Here is a 16822-nt window from a genome sequence, read left to right as displayed (position 1 = left end):
AGTACAAGCGAGCCATATGGAAGAAAGCGGAGGAGGACAGATGGTGGTAAAGAAAAAAACGGCTATCGTTCTCTACGGCGGCTCCATCAGTTGCTGCACCATCGGCAAGATTCTGTGGATTGCCGAGGGCTGTAACTATGACAAAGCGAACCCCGGTGCCCGTGAGTGGCTCAACCCAATCTATCGCCCTGATGACCACGAGATCATTCCCAATGGCCACCTACCAACGCCTTCATGGTGGGCCAAAGAGCACCCGCAAAGACGCCAAGGCTCGTAAGGAAGCCCAGCGAGCGAGGCAGGTCACACTTGGTATCAAGCGGGGGGAGGTGAAGCTCTTCGCCCGTGAACGCGAGCAGTTGGAGACCCTGCGCCGGGCCGGATCCGGTGAGCCCTACAGCGCCGACGAGTACATCAGCACCCTGCTACGCCGCGACTGAGAACGCTGGCAGCAACAACAAGCGGAGCTGGCCGCGCAAGCCTGCCAACACTGCGACAACCAGCGTCCAGGTGCGCCGGCGCATTCAAGGGCGAGGCGTGGCTCACCTGCGGGGACAAAGCCGTGGCGCTGTGACCGGTCACAGCGCCACGATCTGGCATGAAACTCCCCCGATAGAGCCCTTTGTTGCTTTGATAATTTCACACAAATAATAATCAATTACCACAGAACAATAACATTAAAAAAGCACAGCTAGACTAAAAATTAAGCAAAAAGCGTGGCTGGTATCAATTCTATACATCAACGACAAACTACATTAAACTGCGATGTGGAGTATTAAATCTTTATGCTCACACTCAATATCTAATAATTAACATATCGGCTCAGATATATATGAAGAAGATAATTATCGCTATAGCAGCACTAATTTCCATTACATTGGGCTATCTTTACTATAAGAATTCTAACAAAAATATAGTTTTCGTCGGAAACAGCATAACCGCCTATGGTTTATCCCCAGATATTGGCTGGTATGGCAATTGGGGGATGGCTGCAAGCAGTGAAAATAATGACTATGTCCATATAACAGTCAGCAAACTTGATAACCCAAGATTCCAAGTGATCAACCTTGGTGATTTTGAATATAAATACAACACAATGGACTTGTCGTTTTTTAAAGCATATCAGGATGCACGACCATTTATCATGGTATATCAGGCTGGTGAAAACGTAGAGCCAAGCACTTTCGAAAAGTACAAATACACTGAGCATCTTAAAAAATTAATTGAATATATAAAACCACAGCACGTAGTCATTATTAGTGAGTTTTGGCCAGAGCCAATTAAATATCAGGCCATGTTAAAGTTCACAAAAGAGAATGATTATTCATTTGTTGATATAAGTAAGGTCATGTTTGTGGAGGGCGCCACAGCAAAAGGACTATATGACAATAGCACTGTTGCTCTCCATCCATCTGACAAAGGCATGGTGTTAATTTCAGATGAACTATTTAAGGTTATCAAGCCAATGTTCGAGTAATTATCGCCAGTGTAATCTCACACGCCATATCATCCGCGCACGGCCAATGCTGGCGCGGGATGCAACTCCCCGCCCCCAGTTATACGTCTGCATGCTAATCGACACATAAAGCGCGCAGGGAGGCGGGGTCCCGATTGCGCGCCAGCGGTGCTGACAGGGGTCAGCAGGCTGCGCCTACTGCTCTGAGCAGGTGCTCAAGGATCAGGGAATATGTCGGTCGATGCAGTAGCAGAGCGCTCAGACCGTCAGATGAGAGACAAAACAAAGCCCCCTCAATGAGGGGGCTTTTCTTAAGCTATATGAACACATACAAACTCCAGGCGCTCGGTGTAACTCTAACCTCCAGCCCCTTCTGGCCGGCGATCTCGCTGTCTGATCTGCGCGGAACCGTCCGGCTGGATGGCACCGTCACCACCGCACGCCTCACCCATGCCGTGATCGACGCCATCGCCAGCGTCAACCGCGATCTGGCCGAGTGGCGCAGCACCCGCCAGAGCGAAGGCCACACCACACTGGCTGCCGCGCCGAGCGAGCGCATCAACAACGAATCGGCGCACCTGCACAAGCTGCCGACGCGCCGTCTACGCCATGACCCGCGCTAACCTGCTGGAGCATTACACCGACTACAGCGCCACCTGTGACGGCGTCAAAGGGGCAGATGCCAAGATCGTGAGCTCTGACGATCTTTACCGGGATGCCCGCTTTGCCATTCGCGACATCCTCGGCACCACCCACAACACGGTGGAACTGATCTGATGCAACTGCGTAGCCAACAGGGTGACACCGTCGATCTCATCCTGTTCCGACACTACGGCTACACCGCAGGTATCACCGAGCAAGTGCTCAACCTCAACCCCGGTTTGGCCGCGCTCGGCCCCATCATCCCGACCGGAACCCTCATCACAATGCCAGCGGCCCCCACCCAGGCCGAGCAGCCGCTGATCCAGCTATGGGACTGACCATGAGCCGCCTAGACGACGAACTCGAACGATTGGCCAAAATCAGCGAGCAGCAACTGGCTACCCGCATCCATGCCGCCCGCATTGCTGGTACCTTCTTGCTCGTGATGTTCTTCGACCGTCGAGGTGGCGAATATAAAGCCCTGCCAGCCTGGTTGGCATGGCTGTTCTGCGTGGCCTCTGGATCTGTGCCAATACGCTTACTCGTCGGCGGTGTTCCGATTCCTGACCTATCCAGCGTCGTACTGGCCGCCTTCCTGCTATGCGCTCTTTTCAAAACACGCGGCTCGGTTCATCACCTACTGCCCTACCGCCGGTCTTCTGTGACTACAAACAGGACAAGCAGCACCCGTGACCTCTGCCGGAAGATCCAGCCATGAGCCTGAAAAAGGGGATACCGGCGCCAGCGTGGCCGATCTGCAGCGCCGCCTGACCAAGGCCGGTTACACACTGCGTCGACCCCAGGTTACCTGAACGGCAACTACAACCAGCCCGCATTGGCTAGCGGTTACAGTTACGGCCCACGTATCGTGCAGACCCCAAAGCCGGTTGCAGCCAGAGGGGCAACGTCAACCACCCAGATCAGCGCCCCCATCCACATCGTTCAGCAACCAGGGCAATCCGGCGCTGATGTTGCGAGAGCGGTCAGCCAGGAACTGGATAAGCGTGAACAAGGCGCAGCGGCCCGTAGCCGAGCCAGCCTTGGCGATCGCAACTAAGGAGCAAACACCATGATGATGACCCTGGGCTGGTTCGTGTTTATGCGCTCAACCGTCGCCCCTCAATCCCAGCAAGACGAATGGGCATGGTGCCACCCCGGCAATAACCGGGTCGGTGCTCGCCCGTCTTACCAATTCCTCGGCCCTGACGATGAAACCACCACCCTGAGCGGGGGAACTGACCGGTGGAGTCGTCTCCCTCGACATGCTGCACCAGATGGGTGACAGCGGTGAAGCCCTCCCCCTGATCCAAGGCGATGGCATGATGCGCGGGTCATTCGTGATAGAGGGTATCAGCACTACCCGCACCGAGTTTTTCGACGATGGTGCCGCCCGCAAGATTGAATTCAACATCAAGCTCAAGCGGGTCGATGACAACGACACCACCTTTGGCAATACCCTGCTCAATCGAACCGCGGGCAAACTGCTCGGCAGCATAGGCAATAAACTCGGGGGCTTCTCTGATGGGCCCATTCGACCAGTTCTGCAGTCGCCTGGCCGAGAATTTAGGCATCAACAACCCGCTCGATGCCCTGCGCCAAGGTCATCCGGTACCGGCTTACCAGGTGCTGGTCGATGGCAGTGACATCTCGACCGCCATTCGACCACGCCTGATGTCGATGACCATCACCGATAACCGGGGCTTCACCGCCGACACCATCGAAATAACCCTCGATGGCAGTGACGGTCAGCTCGACATGCCACGCCGTGGGGCTACCCTGCGCGCCATCATCGGCTGGCAGGGCAGTGCCCTGGTCGACAGAGGTAGAGCACAACGGCGCACCCGATGTGCTCACCATTCGGGGCAAATCGGCAGACCTGCGCGACGGCATGAACAAACTGCGCGAACGCAGCTGGCACCAGACTATCGTCAGCAGCATCGTCGACCAGGTCGCCGCCCCCTACAAGCTCACCCCCTGCGTGGGTGACTCACTCAAAGGCCAGCTGATCGACCACATCGACCAGACCAATGAAAGCGATCTCGCCTTCCTCACTCGCTTGACCGGGCAGTGTGATGCCATCACCACCGTCAAGTCTGGCCGCCTGATGTTCATCAAGGCAGGCCAGGGCACCACCGCCAGTGGCCAGCCCCTACCTGCTATCACCATCACCCGCCAAGATGGCGACCTGTACCGCTTTCGGTGGCAGACCGCGACGCTTACACCGGCGTGACGGCCTACTGGCAGGACAACCAGGCCGCCGAGAAAAAGAAAATCGAGGTGAAACGCAAGAAGAAGATCAAACCAAAACCGGAACGGTCCCTGCCACCGGGTGTAGTCGTCAACAAGAAGGAACGTGAACTGCTGGTCGGCGGCAGCGAGAACGTCAAAGAGCTGCGCCACGTCTATGCCAACCAGACCAACGCCATGCGGGCCACCCGTGCAGAGTGGGAGCGGATCCAGCGAGGGGTGGCCGAGTTCGACATCACCCTGGCTAAGGGTCGCCCCGAGCTTTATCCCGAACAACCAACCACAGTCAGGGGGTTCAAACCTGATATCGATGCCGCCCCCTGGCTTCTCACCCAAGTAGTGCACGACCTCACCAATCAGGGCTACACCAACCGCGTACAACTTGAAGTGAAGCTGGAAGAACTACCAGAATGAAAAATGGCGGCAGAGCTTACACTCTGCCGCCATTCTCGATCATCAAATCTCTTACCGCCACTTTGTCGCCACTGCATGCAGAGACAACATAGTGATAATCAATAACCAATTTATTTATAACAACAAAAGCACAAAATAAAACCCTGCACTAAAAATCGTAGAACTCCTTGGGGAATTTGGGGGGCAGAGACAAATAGGCTCACCGATAATCATGATCTGCTGATCTAAGGGGCTTCAGTACGGTCAGATGCCTAGAGCAATACAGGGGCTCAGTGATGACAAGAATAATCTGTGTGGATCAAATGTGGACACTGAGAGAAAACAAAAAAGGCCACTATCGCTAGTGGCCTTCGTAACTCTTTGAATTTAATGGTGCCCGAGGCCGGAATCGAACCGGCACGCCTCGAAAAGCGAGGGATTTTAAATCCCTTGTGTCTACCGATTTCACCACTCGGGCACCGCAATCGGTATCAATCCCGCGTGGCGGGCATATCAATATGGAGGCACGTTCCGGAGTCGAACCGGACTAAACGGATTTGCAATCCGCTGCATAACCGCTTTGCTAACGCGCCATGCAAAAGAGAGTTGGCTCTCGATTGTCTGAATTTGGAGCGGGAAACGAGACTCGAACTCGCGACCCCGACCTTGGCAAGGTCGTGCTCTACCAACTGAGCTATTCCCGCATCGGTCTGGCTGATTGCCTGACTACGAGGACGCATTCTAGCGATGTTCCTCGCCCAGTCAACCAAAAACATTTAATACGCTGATCGTTCGGATGTTTTTTGCCCTTCCCCTGCATTTTTGCCACTCATGGCTGTTTCCCGGCCCCAACGACGGGGAAACAGTGGTTTGTGCAGTGGCAGACGGGCTAGAAGCGGGAGTGGTAGCTCAGATCGCCCCAGGCGGCTTTCATGTACTGGAACATGGACCAGAAGGTGAGCACGGTCGCCACGTAGAGCAGCACATAGGCGAGCCACACCATCCAGATGTCGTACTGCCAGATGAGGCCGGTGAGCGAGACCATCTGGATCATGGTCTTCCACTTACCAATCCAGCTGACCGCCACCGAGGAGCGTTTACCCAATTCGGCCATCCACTCACGCAGGGCGGAGATGATGATCTCGCGGCCAATCATGGTCATGGCGGGGATGGTGACCCAGACGGTGTTGTAGTGCTCGACGATGACCACCAGCGCGGCGGCCACCATGATCTTGTCGGCGACCGGATCGAGGAAGGCACCAAAGGCGGTGGACTGATTCAGCTTGCGGGCAAGATAGCCGTCAAACCAGTCGGTCGCCGCGGCCAGGATGAAGACGATGGCGGCCGCCATGTAGGCCCACTGGTACGGAAAATAGAACAGGATGACGAAGACGGGGATCAGTAAAATCCGAAAAAACGTCAGCAGGTTAGGAATATTTGTCATTATTTTTCAGCCACTTCTTGTATGCCGCTAGATGGTAGCCCCAAGCCGATTGCCGATGCAACCGGGCCGGCGCCCGCCTTGGTCTATTAATCCATCAATAACCTCAGGATGCCGCTTATTATGACATTCGCGGCCCCCCTGCGTCACGGCCCTTGTACACCGAGAGGGTGCATTTGCTCCCATCCACAACACCAGAACGAGAACCACGCAACTTGGGTGCCGAAGCCAAGCCCGCCCCTGGCTGATACCGCCGGATGCCACTTGTCCCGAACAGCAGGCGTGGATCACGCCTGCGCCTGGTTGATGCCGGATACCAAAATAACCCAGCCTCAGAGCGAGTGCAGGGCATCGTGAATGGACTGGGCCAGCTCCTGGCTGATGCCAGGCACCTTGGCAAGCTCGTCCACCCCCGCCTTCTTCACCTCTTGCAAGCCTCCCAGGTATTTGAGCAGGGCCTGACGGCGCTTGGGACCCACGCCGGGGATATCTTCCAGGGTACTGGTGGTACGGGCCTTGGCGCGCCGCGCCCGGTGACCGGTGATGGCAAAACGGTGAGATTCATCGCGAATGTGCTGAATAAGGTGCAAAGCGGGCATATCTGCCGGCAAGTGCAGCTCTTCGTGGCTATCCCCCAGGATCAGGGTCTCCAGCCCCGCCTTGCGGGTCACCCCCTTGGCGATACCTACCAGCAGCGGGTATTTGCCGCCGAGAAACTCCAGCTGACGCGCCAGGATCTCTTCGGCACGGCGCAACTGACCGAGGCCGCCGTCGATAAACAGCACATCCGGCACCTTGTCCGGCTCCTGCAACTTGCCAAAGCGCCGCTCCAGCGCCTGCTCCATGGCGGCGTAGTCATCCCCGCCGGTGATGCCCTCGATATTGAAGCGGCGATACTCGGAGCTCAGCGGCCCCTCCCGGTTGAACACCACGCAAGAGGCCACGGTGCGCTCCCCCATGGTGTGGGAGATATCGAAACACTCCATGCGAGCGATAGGGGCTTCCAGCTCCAACAGCTCTTCCAACTGAGTGAAACGGGCGGTGGTGGTGCTCTTGTGGGCGAGGCGCGAGCGCAGCGCCGTCTCGGCATTGATGGTCGCGAGCTTGATAAAGCGGGCCCGCTCGGCGCGGGTGCGACTCTGTACCCGCACCTTGTAACCCGCGGTCTGGCTCAGGGTCTGGGCGATGACCTCCTCGTCCTCCAGCGCCACATCCAGCAGCACCTCGCTCGGTATCTGCCGTCCCCCCTGCCCCGACAGATAAAACTGCAGCAGGAAGGATTGCACCACCTCATCGAGCGGCGTGTCGGCCGGCACCTTGGGGAAGTAGCTGCGTGAGCCCAGCACCTTGCCCTGGCGGATAAACAGTACATGGATGCAGGCGGTGCCCTGATCGAAGGCCACCCCCACCACGTCCAGCTCGTCCAGCACGTTGCCGCTCACCGACTGCTGCTCGGTGACCCGCCGCAGCGCCTGGATCTGATCCCGGTAACGGGCCGCCTCCTCGAAGCGCAGATCGCCGCTGGCAGACTCCATCTTGCCCACCAGCTCGCCTATCACCTGCTGGTTCTTGCCCGCCAGAAACAGCCTCGCCAGCTCCACCTGCTGGGCATATTCCGCCTCGCTTACCAGACCGGCGACACAGGGGCCGGCGCAGCGCTTGAGCTGATAGAGCAGACAAGGGCGGCTGCGGTTGGCATAAACGGCGTCTTCACACTGGCGCACCGGGAAGATCTTCTGCATCAGGTGCAAACTCTCGCGCACCGCACCACCAGAAGGATAAGGGCCGAAATAATCCCCTTTGATTTTTCGGGCGCCGCGGTGCACACCGATGCGGGGATGGCGATGGCCGGTGATGATGATCCAGGGGTAGGACTTGTCGTCCCGCAGCAGCACGTTGTAGCGCGGCTGGTACTGCTTGATGAGGTTGTGCTCGAGGATCAGCGCCTCGGTCTCGGTGTGGGTCACCGTCACCTGAATGTCGGCAATCTGACGCACCAGGGTGCGGGTCTTGATGCTGTCGACGTTGGTGCGAAAGTAGGAGGCGAGCCGTTTCTTGAGATCCTTGGCCTTGCCCACATAGATGACGGTGCCACCGCTGTCGTACATGCGATAGACGCCGCTCTGGTTGGTCACGGCGCTGAGGAAGGCTTTGCTGTCGAAGATAGGTTCAGAGGCCGTCACGATGAGCCCCGCAACAAAGAGGAATGGACTGGGTCACGGCACTCGGCAAAGCCTGATTATCAAAAAGGGGCGCGGGAGAAGGGATCATCGGCGACTCGGCTTAGGACAAGGATTCACGGGGGAGATCATACTGCGTCCCCTCGCTGGAAAGCAAAAAGCACTGGCGGCAAGGCCTCAAGGCATGAGAGCGCAGCAAGCAAAAAGGCGGCCCGGGCCGCCTTTGTCTATTCACCAGAGTTCATCACACCCAGTTACAGGGTGTCGGCATCCAGCATGCCATAGCGAATGGCCAGATGGGTCAGCTCCACATCGCCATTGATGTTGAGCTTGCTGAACAGCCGGTAGCGGTAGCTGTTGACCGTCTTCGGGCTCAGGTTGAGCTGCTCGGAGATGTCGGTCACCTTCTGCCCCTTGGTGATCATCATCATGATCTGCAGCTCGCGCTCGGAGAGGGACTTGAAAGGGTTCTCATCCGCCGAGGCAAACTGGCTCAGTGCCATCTGCTGGGCGATCTCCGGGGAGATGTAACGCTGGCCGGAGTGCACCAGCCGAATGGCGTGGATCATCTCGTCCGGGGCGGCGCCCTTGGTCAGATAACCGGCGGCACCCGCCTGCATCACCTTGGTCGGGAACGGGTTTTCTGAATGAATGGTCAGCACTATGATGCGCACATCGGGCCGGATCCGCAGGATCTTGCGGGTCGCCTCCAGGCCGCCGATGCCCGGCATGTTCATGTCCATCAGGATCACGTCAGGGTGGTGCTGTCGGCAGAAAGTCACGGCTGTTTCGCCGCTCTGTGCTTCGCCTACCACCTTGATCCCGCGGACATCCTCCAAAATGCGTCTTATCCCTGTACGCACCAACTCATGATCATCGACCAGGAATACATTAATCACCCATACACCCCGTTTTTTATCTCGTTATATGCCAGTTAGGGTTAACACGGCGTCTTGCATCATAACCAAACTCGCTGCTTTGGCAAACCATGGTCGGGAAAAGATTGAACCTGTTTGTGAATACCTTTTTCAATCAACTAATTATATAAAGTTTCAACCAAAAAACGGCGCCATGGGCGCCGTTTCACATCAGATACCGGTGCTCGTCTCAAGGGGCCAGCAGGGCACGGACCTTGTCCAGATCGCGCTGGGTATCCACCCCGACCGGCGGGGCTTCCAGCGCCTGGGCCACGTGGATCTTCTCCCCGTACCAGAGCACCCGCAGCTGCTCCAGCGCCTCGACCTGCTCGAGCAGGCTCGGCGCCCAATCCACATAACGCTGGATGAAACCGGCGCGGTAGGCGTAGATGCCGATATGGCGCTGATAATGCGCACCAATCTGCTCATGGCTCTGGGCGAACCTGTCCCTGTCCCAGGGAATGCTGGCGCGACTGAAGTAGAGCGCGTAGCCATCCTTGTCGGTCACCACCTTCACCGCATTGGGATTGAACGCCTCTTCGGCGTCCACAATGGGCACGGAGAGTGTCGCCATGGGCGCTGTGGCGACGGCCAGGTTGTCGGCCACCTGACGGATGATGACGGGCGGAATGAGTGGCTCATCCCCCTGCACGTTGACGATGATGGTGTCGCTGGCGAAGCCGTAGTGACGGCACACCTCGGCCAGACGCTCGGTGCCGGACTGGTGATCCGGGGAGGTCATGCACACCTCGGCGCCGGTCTCTTGCGCCACCGCCGCCAGCGTCTGTTGTACCCGCACATCGTCGGTCGCGACGATCACCCGATCGGCGCCGGACTGCAGGGCTTTTTCCACCACGTGCTGCACCATGGGCTTGCCATGGATGTCCGCCAGCGGCTTGCCCGGCAACCGGGTCGACGCATAGCGAGCCGGGATGACCACCACAAAACTCATGACGGCATCTCGTCACTACTGAGCAAGCGGGCGCGGTTCTCCAGCAGCACCGGGATCCCCTCCTCCAGCGGATAGGCCAGCTTGTCGAAGCGGCAGACCAGCTCATGGGCGGCCTTGTTGTAGTGCAGCTTCCCCTTGCAAACCGGGCAGGCAATGATGTCGAGCAGTTTAATATCCAGTGCCACAACGAAACTCCTTTAACGATTTCGGACAGGCGATACCGGCAATGATACCGGGCAATCCAATGGACATGTCCGGCGCCGATGAGGAGATGCCTTCAACGGCACCCGCCTCACCTTCACGCCGGACATGTCAGTATTTTCAGCTTAGCGGGCCGATTAGGCAGTCATTACACAAGGTAAATATCACCCCAACAGCACAAACGCATTGTTTATTTATCCGCACCAGCACGGGACTCTGTCAGGGACGCCAGCAGAGTATCGAGCAAGGAGGTCGGCAGCTCGGCACTGACCGGCAGATACCACCAGTGCGCCGGTGCGAAGTCCCGGCACTTGACCGCATCCTTCTCGGTCATCAGCAAGGGACGATCAGAAAAACGAGCCAGCAGCTCGGCGCTGTCGAACGCCTGATGATCCGCGTAGCCAACGCTCTGTTTGAGTTCATAGCCAAGGCTGGTGAGCGTCGCAAAGAAACGGGGGGGATGACCGATCCCCGCCAGGGCATCTACCTCGCGCGGCAAGGGCTCAGCGGCCAGCGCGTCGTCCCGCACCCGCCGCGGCGCATCCGCCACCAGCGCCATGGGATACTCGCCCCTGGCCGGGGTGCCGCCATTGCAAATGATGGCATTCACCCGCTTCAGGCGAGTTAGCGGCTCGCGCAGGGGCCCCATGGGCAGCAGGCAGCCATTGCCGAAACGGCGCACGCCATCCACCACCACCAGTTCCAGATCCCGGGCCAGCGCGTAGTGCTGCAGGCCATCGTCGGTGATGATGATGTCCACCTCACCACTTTGCTCCAGCAGCCGCACCGCATCGGCGCGCTTGGGGGCCACCACCACGGGGCAGCCGCAGCGCCGGGCGATGAGCACGGGTTCATCCCCCGCCTCTGCGGTGGTGCTCTGCTGATCGAGTCGATAGGGATAATGGGGCGCCTTGCCGCCATAACCGCGGCTGACCACCCCGGGCTTGAAGCCCCGGGCCTGCAACTGCTCCACCAGCCAGATCACCACAGGGGTCTTGCCGTTGCCACCGACCGAGAGGTTACCGACCACGATCACCGGCACGCTGGCGCGATAGGCCTTGCTCCAGCCGCGGCGATAGGCGACCCGACGAGCACCGCTGATGAGCGCAAACAGCAGGGCGAAGGGGGCAAGCCACCAGCGCCAGCCGCTTCGCCCATACCAGATCTGCTCCAGCATCAGCCCTGTTGGCTCACGGCAGGGTGGCTCGCACCGAACTGGATGGCGCGCAGTTGGGCATAGGTGCCCTGCTCGGCCATCAGTTCGCTGTGATTGCCACGCTCGACGATATGACCCTCGTCGATGACCAGGATCTCGTCAGCCTTCTCGATGGTGGAGAGGCGGTGAGCGATGACCAACGAGGTGCGCGCCTTGCACAGCTCGTCGATGGCGGCCTGGATGTGGCGCTCGGATTCGGTATCCAAGGCAGACGTCGCCTCATCCAGCAGCAACACGGGCGCATCGCGCAGCAGGGCGCGGGCGATGGCGATCCGCTGGCGTTGGCCGCCAGACAGAGAAGCTCCGTTTTCACCGATGACGGTGTCGTAGCCATTCGGCATCTTGCGCACGAACTCGTCCGCGTGGGCGATGCGGGCCGCATGCTGGATCTCTTCCCGGCTGTAGCGATCTTCCGCCGCATAGGCGATGTTGTTGGCCACGGAGTCGTTGAACAGGTGCACGTGCTGTGACACCAGGGCGTACTGCTTGCGCAGCTCGCTCAACTTGTATTCGCGGATGTTGACGCCGTCCAGCAGGATCTCGCCCTGCTCGATGTCGTAGAAACGGGTCAGCAGGCTGGCGATGGTGCTCTTGCCAGAACCTGAGCGCCCCACCAGCGCCACGGATTTACCCGCCTCGACCTTGAAGCTGACATTGTGCAGCGCCGGGGTCTCTTTGGTCGGATAGGTGAAGGTGACGTTACGGAACTCGATTTCGCCACGGGCCCGCTCCAGGGTGCGGGTGCCAGTATCTTCTTCCGGGGTCGAGTCGAGCAGACCGAACAGGCTCTGGCAGGCGGTGATGCCGCGCTGGAACTGGTTGTTCACGTCGGTCAGGCTTTTGAGCGGCTTGAGCAGCATCATCATGGAGGTGACCATGACGGTGAAGGTACCGGCAGTCAGGGTCGCCTTGACGCTGTCGATGGTCGCGACGTAGAGGAAGACCGCTAGGGCGACCGAGGCCACCATCTGGACGATGGGGCTGCCGATGGCATCGGCGGCTACCATCTTCATGGTCTGCTGGCGCATGCGGTTGCTGACGGTGAAGAAGCGCTTGTCTTCCACCTGCTGGCCGCCAAACATCAGCACCTCTTTATGACCCTTGAGCATCTGCTCGGTCGAAGTGGTGATATCGCCTACCGCCTGCTGGATATGGCGGCTGATCTTGCGAAAACGGCGGCTGATGAGACCAATCAGGATGCCCACCACCGGGCCCACCACCAGGAAGATCACCGACAGCTGCCAGGAGTGCCAGAACATCAGGCCGAGCAGACCGATGACGGTGGCCCCTTCCCGCACCAGGGAGACCAGGGTGGAGCTCGCGGCGGACGACACCTGACCGGCGTCATAGGTCACCTTGGAGAGCAGGTTGCCGGTGTTCTGGCGATCGAAGAAGCTCATGGGCATGGCCATCAGGTGGCTGAACACCTGTTGCTGCAGCCGCATCACCACATGGTTACCGACCCAGGCCATGCAGTAGTTGGAGAGGAAGGCGGCGCAGCCGCGCAGGGCGACGATGCCGAGCACGAAGAAGGGCATCCATTTCAGCACAGTGCTGTCATTGCCGTTCAGGCCCTGATCGATCAGCGGCTTGATGGAATAGACGAAGGTGGTATCCACGGCTGCGTAGCCCAGCATGCCGATGATGCCGCCAACCAGACCCAGCTTGCGATCCCGGACATACCCGAGCAGGCGCTTGAAGACGGGCCAGCTCTCTTGTGAGGTTTCTTGTTGCATGAATAGCCGTTAATAAGGGAAATGACGGGCTATTCTAGCCAAAGCTTGGGCAACCACCAAGTGCCGCCATGCGGATACCCTCAACCCGCAGCTCCCATCCAGAGCAAATTTGAATCATTTCTAGCGGTTTCAGACGTAAAGAGACGAAATGACGGCTTATTCCTCTCGCCAGAGGCGGGGTCGCCACCAGGCGCCGCCTCGCCGATACCAGGGCCCCTGTCCGCGCTCGGCCCGGATCTCGAGCCCGTGATCCCCGCCCTCGATCAGAATGGCGCCATCCTGACCGGTCACCCACTGTCTGGCATGCTCGTATCTCGCCACCACCTCGGGGCGGGGAAATTGCCACTGATTCATATAGCCTGCGCTGTGCACTACAAACGCAGGGTTTACCGCCGCCACGAAAACCGGGGTCGAGGAGGTGCGGCTGCCGTGGTGCGGACTCACCAGCAGAGTGCTGGAAAGAGTACTGGCAAGAGTGCTGGCAAGCCCCTCCCCTTCGAGCGCAAGCAGGCGGCGCTCCGCCTCCTTCTCGATATCGGCGCTGAGCAGGATGCGCTGCTGGCCGTCACTTATCTGCAGCACGCAACCATCGTTGTTGTGACCGGCGCCCGGTCGCTCGGGCCAGAGCACGGCAAAGTCAAGCCCTTGCCAGCGCCACTGCTGGCCACGCCGACACAGCTCAGTGCTTTGCGCGAATTTGAATGAGGAGAGTTCACGGCGTACCGGCACCGCCCGCAGGATGGCGTCCCTGTTACCGGCGTGGTCCTTGTCCTTATGAGAGATGATAAGCGCGTCCAGCACCCGCACGCCGAGTCCATTGAGCTGCGGCAAGATGGCTGCATCCGCCATGTTGTAGCCGCCAGGATAGCGATCGCCGGTGTCATACAGGATGCCGCGCTCCCCACGGGTGATGAGCACCGACAGCCCCTGCCCCACATCCAACACTCGTATTTGCCAACGAACTGGTGCTGGCCAGGCCGCCAGCAACAGGGCCGCTGCCACCGGCAGCAGCAAGGGGCGGCCACCCGGCAACTGCCAGCCACCCCACAGCAAGATGAGCAGGATGCTGGCGGGCATCAGCCAGTCAGGTACCGGCCACCAGAGTTGCAGATGTTCGGCCAGCAGGCCAAGCCCCCACAACACCCACTCCAATCCCAGATTGGCCAGCCAGAACAGGCCGTGGGCCAGATCGCTGGAGAGTGGCGCCAGCAACACGCCAATCAGTGCGAGCGGGATGATACCGATACAAAACAGCGGCAGGGCCAGCAGATTGAGTAGCAGTGCCAGCGGTGCCATGCCCTCGAACAGCAGTAGTTGCAAGGGGAGCAGCCCCAGCAGCAACAAGAACTGCAGCCGCACCAGACCGGGCTTGGGATCCAGATAACCGGCCAGCAACAGCAAGGCCACCGCCATGAACGAGAGCCAGAATCCGGCCGAATAGAGGGCTAGGGGATCCCAGAGCGTGATGACAACGAAGGCCCACAACCAGATGCGATAACTAGGCCAGTCCCGTTTCAGCCAGCGCAGCAGGCTCCAGACCAGTACCATGATGAGTGCCCGCTCGGTCGCCACCGCAAATCCCGCCAGGGCGCTGTAAGTCGCGGCAAACAACAGGGAGACCAGGATAGCGCCACGCAACCCGAACAGTCGTCCCAGCCACCAGCCAAGCACCGCCACCAGAGCGATATGCTGACCCGAGATGGCGATGATATGGGTCAGGCCACTGCCGCGAAACAGATCCCACTGCCCGTCCGTGATGCCCGCCTGCTCACCGAAGCTGAGCGCCGCCAGCAAGGGGGCCTGGCTTAGCCCCCGCCAACCGGCATTCGCCTGCGCCAGCCAGCGTTCACGCCAGCCCGGAGGTACCTCTTTTATCTCAATCACCCGGCGCAGATTGCCGGTCGCTGTGATGCCCTTGCCGAGCAGCAGGCGCCGCCCATCCATGCCCGCCTCGTTGGCGAGCCCGTGGGCGGGTTTGAGGGTACTCACCAGCGTGATAGCACTGCCCGCCGGCATCGGCGGCAGCGCCTGATAGGCGTTGAGCCGGATCAGAGGCTCAGGGGTGAGGGAGCGCTCATCCAGGGTCACCACCCGCAGCAGCAGGCGGACAAATTTATCTCCCTGTTTATCACCTGAGGGCTCCGTACTTTGCACCCGTGCGGTTATGATGTGGGTTGTCTGCGCCTCCAGGCTATCCAGCCAGGCCAGCCGATACGGCAAGTTGAGCTGCATCCAGAGCATGCCGAGCAACAGGAACAGCAGCCGCCAATGGCGACCAAAAGCAAGCGGGGCGGCAAGAGCCAGCAGCAACCCTCCCCATGCCAGCGAAGGTAACCAGGGCCAGAGCAGTGAGGAGCTTGCCCCAAGGGCAAAGCACAACAGACGCAGATCCATTGAGCAAGTATTTAGCAAGGTTTCAAACATGCCCAAACGACTCATAAAACGCTGGCTACCCGATCAGGAGAAGCTCAAGGAACACAAGCATTTGCGGCTGTTTGGCAAGCTGCTGCTCGATGCCAACCTGTGGCATCTCAATCGCCGCTCTGCCGCAGGCGCCTTCGCAGTCGGTCTGTTCATGGCCTGGATCCCGTTGCCCTGCCAGATGTTGCTGGCGGCCGGAGGCGCCATCGCATTTCGGGTCAATCTGCCACTCTCGGTGGCGCTGGTCTGGCTCTCCAACCCCTTCACCATGCCGCCACTGTTTTATGCCGCCTATCTGGTCGGCTGCCAACTGCTGGGCCAACCCTCCCAGCACATCGACATCGAGTTCACCTGGGCCTGGCTGGTCTCGGTGTTTGAAACCCTGGCCCCACCGCTGCTGCTGGGATCCTTGGTGCTCGCCATCCTGAGTTCGTTGATTGGCTACGCCTTCATTCGCACCTTCTGGCGCATCAACACGGTGCGCCAATGGCAGAGACGCAAGACGGCGCGCCTATGCTGAGTGGTTGGCTGGCTCGTCTCAAATTGAACCCGGATACCCTGCGCCAGCAGAAGTGGTTTGCCCTGTTCGGGGAGCGCCTGTTTGCCCCCGCCCTGTGGCAGCATGGCCGCAGGGCCCTGTGTGGCGCCATTGCCGCCGGGCTCTTTGCCAGCTGGATCCCGGTGCCCATGCACTCCCTCATCGCGGTAGCGCTGGCGGTGGTCTTTGGCTTCAACCTGCCATTGGCCCTGCTGGCGGTCTGGTTCAACAATCCGCTGACCCTGCCCTTCATGTACCTCTATGCGTATCGCACCGGCTGCCTGCTGTTGCAACAGACGCCAGAGCCCTTCCATCTCACCTGGTCCCTGCACTGGCTGGAGCATGAGGCGGCTACCCTGATGCCTCCCTTCCTGCTTGGCAGCCTGCTGCTGGCGCTGCTGACCGCTGCCGCCGGTGCCCTGCTCACCCTGTTGCTGCTGCAGCTGGGCAGGCTCGGCAAACAGCGCTCTCATACCCCCTAAGTC

At 59.4% G+C, this 16822-nt stretch carries 18 protein-coding genes, 3 tRNA genes and 1 pseudogene; 11 read left to right on the top strand and 11 right to left on the bottom strand.

All coding sequences use genetic code 11. The features are described 5' to 3' along the window. Nucleotides 1-40: 40 nt before the first annotated feature. From BN1137_RS22720 to BN1137_RS22870, 9 genes and pseudogenes are all read left to right on the top strand, one after another. Nucleotides 41-277, top strand: coding sequence for a hypothetical protein (locus tag BN1137_RS22720; RefSeq protein WP_198150630.1), 237 nt, complete (start codon nucleotides 41-43; stop codon nucleotides 275-277). 552 nt (nucleotides 278-829) lie between these two features. Beyond that, nucleotides 830-1474, top strand: coding sequence for an SGNH/GDSL hydrolase family protein (locus tag BN1137_RS11215; protein WP_050718692.1), 645 nt, complete (start codon nucleotides 830-832; stop codon nucleotides 1472-1474). A gap of 299 nt (nucleotides 1475-1773) precedes the next feature. Then, complete coding sequence (locus tag BN1137_RS11210; protein WP_232306933.1) at nucleotides 1774-2076, top strand: head completion/stabilization protein; 303 nt, start codon at nucleotides 1774-1776, stop codon at nucleotides 2074-2076. Next, nucleotides 2063-2230: a head completion/stabilization protein gene (locus tag BN1137_RS22880; RefSeq protein ID WP_232306932.1), complete on the top strand. Its 168-nt coding sequence runs from the start codon at nucleotides 2063-2065 to the stop codon at nucleotides 2228-2230. Before BN1137_RS11210 ends, BN1137_RS22880 begins: the two co-directional genes overlap by 14 nt. After that, the gene (locus BN1137_RS11205) at nucleotides 2230-2433 is read left to right on the top strand and encodes a tail protein X (protein WP_050718691.1); all 204 of its coding nucleotides are present in this window, start codon (nucleotides 2230-2232) and stop codon (nucleotides 2431-2433) included. Before BN1137_RS22880 ends, BN1137_RS11205 begins: the two co-directional genes overlap by 1 nt. A 2-nt stretch (nucleotides 2434-2435) precedes the next feature. Continuing rightward, nucleotides 2436-2813, top strand: coding sequence for a phage holin family protein (locus BN1137_RS22715; RefSeq protein WP_083443430.1), 378 nt, complete (start codon nucleotides 2436-2438; stop codon nucleotides 2811-2813). Nucleotides 2814-3164: 351 nt separating this feature from the next. Then, nucleotides 3165-3738 (top strand): annotated as a pseudogene (locus BN1137_RS23105) (phage tail protein). 161 nt (nucleotides 3739-3899) lie between these two features. Then, the gene (locus BN1137_RS22875; protein ID WP_232306931.1) at nucleotides 3900-4325 is read left to right on the top strand and encodes a contractile injection system protein, VgrG/Pvc8 family; all 426 of its coding nucleotides are present in this window, start codon (nucleotides 3900-3902) and stop codon (nucleotides 4323-4325) included. After that, nucleotides 4295-4756, top strand: a complete 462-nt coding sequence (locus tag BN1137_RS22870) for a contractile injection system protein, VgrG/Pvc8 family (protein WP_232306930.1) — start codon at nucleotides 4295-4297, stop codon at nucleotides 4754-4756. Before BN1137_RS22875 ends, BN1137_RS22870 begins: the two co-directional genes overlap by 31 nt. 370 nt (nucleotides 4757-5126) lie before the next feature. On the opposite strand, the gene BN1137_RS11185 is transcribed toward BN1137_RS22870, so the two are convergent. The 11 genes from BN1137_RS11185 to BN1137_RS11135 all read right to left on the bottom strand — a co-directional run bounded on the left by BN1137_RS11185 (nucleotide 5127) and on the right by BN1137_RS11135 (nucleotide 15772). Beyond that, a tRNA-Leu gene (locus BN1137_RS11185) sits at nucleotides 5127-5213 on the bottom strand. 41 nt (nucleotides 5214-5254) lie between these two features. Further along, a tRNA-Cys gene (locus BN1137_RS11180) sits at nucleotides 5255-5328 on the bottom strand. Between the two features lie 35 nt (nucleotides 5329-5363). Continuing rightward, nucleotides 5364-5439, bottom strand: a tRNA-Gly gene (locus tag BN1137_RS11175). 185 nt (nucleotides 5440-5624) lie between these two features. Then, nucleotides 5625-6179 carry a CDP-diacylglycerol--glycerol-3-phosphate 3-phosphatidyltransferase gene (gene pgsA, locus BN1137_RS11170; RefSeq protein ID WP_050718690.1) on the bottom strand — a complete coding sequence of 185 codons (555 nt, stop codon included), beginning with the start codon at nucleotides 6177-6179 and terminating at the stop codon, nucleotides 5625-5627. Between the two features lie 329 nt (nucleotides 6180-6508). Then, nucleotides 6509-8359, bottom strand: a complete 1851-nt coding sequence (uvrC, locus tag BN1137_RS11165; protein WP_050718689.1) for an excinuclease ABC subunit UvrC — start codon at nucleotides 8357-8359, stop codon at nucleotides 6509-6511. A gap of 251 nt (nucleotides 8360-8610) precedes the next feature. Next, nucleotides 8611-9255 carry a UvrY/SirA/GacA family response regulator transcription factor gene (gene uvrY / locus BN1137_RS11160; RefSeq protein WP_011706579.1) on the bottom strand — a complete coding sequence of 215 codons (645 nt, stop codon included), beginning with the start codon at nucleotides 9253-9255 and terminating at the stop codon, nucleotides 8611-8613. 208 nt (nucleotides 9256-9463) lie between these two features. Further along, a complete protein-coding gene (gene kdsB, locus BN1137_RS11155; RefSeq protein WP_050718688.1) occupies nucleotides 9464-10225 on the bottom strand; it encodes a 3-deoxy-manno-octulosonate cytidylyltransferase in 762 nt (253 codons plus the stop codon). Beyond that, nucleotides 10222-10410 carry a Trm112 family protein gene (locus BN1137_RS11150; RefSeq protein WP_050718687.1) on the bottom strand — a complete coding sequence of 63 codons (189 nt, stop codon included), beginning with the start codon at nucleotides 10408-10410 and terminating at the stop codon, nucleotides 10222-10224. Before BN1137_RS11150 ends, kdsB begins: the two co-directional genes overlap by 4 nt. 206 nt (nucleotides 10411-10616) lie before the next feature. Beyond that, nucleotides 10617-11603, bottom strand: coding sequence for a tetraacyldisaccharide 4'-kinase (lpxK, locus tag BN1137_RS11145; RefSeq protein WP_050718686.1), 987 nt, complete (start codon nucleotides 11601-11603; stop codon nucleotides 10617-10619). Then, nucleotides 11603-13378, bottom strand: a complete 1776-nt coding sequence (gene msbA, locus BN1137_RS11140; protein ID WP_050718685.1) for a lipid A ABC transporter ATP-binding protein/permease MsbA — start codon at nucleotides 13376-13378, stop codon at nucleotides 11603-11605. The genes lpxK and msbA overlap by 1 nt, the downstream gene beginning before the upstream one ends. Nucleotides 13379-13534: 156 nt before the next feature. After that, a complete protein-coding gene (locus BN1137_RS11135; protein ID WP_083443429.1) occupies nucleotides 13535-15772 on the bottom strand; it encodes a DNA internalization-related competence protein ComEC/Rec2 in 2238 nt (745 codons plus the stop codon). A 28-nt stretch (nucleotides 15773-15800) separates the two neighbouring features. Between BN1137_RS11135 and BN1137_RS11130 the strand changes: the two genes are divergently transcribed. Together BN1137_RS11130 and BN1137_RS11125 are read left to right on the top strand one after the other, a co-directional pair. Further along, nucleotides 15801-16319, top strand: coding sequence for a DUF2062 domain-containing protein (locus tag BN1137_RS11130; protein WP_050718684.1), 519 nt, complete (start codon nucleotides 15801-15803; stop codon nucleotides 16317-16319). Next, on the top strand, nucleotides 16313-16819 hold the full coding sequence (locus BN1137_RS11125) for a DUF2062 domain-containing protein (protein WP_050718683.1): 507 nt from the start codon (nucleotides 16313-16315) through the stop codon (nucleotides 16817-16819). Before BN1137_RS11130 ends, BN1137_RS11125 begins: the two co-directional genes overlap by 7 nt. Nucleotides 16820-16822: the final 3 nt, after the last annotated feature.

The organism is Aeromonas tecta (assembly GCF_000820185.1).
GTDB lineage: Bacteria > Pseudomonadota > Gammaproteobacteria > Enterobacterales > Aeromonadaceae > Aeromonas > Aeromonas tecta.
This window is presented reverse-complemented; position numbering and strand designations above follow the sequence as displayed.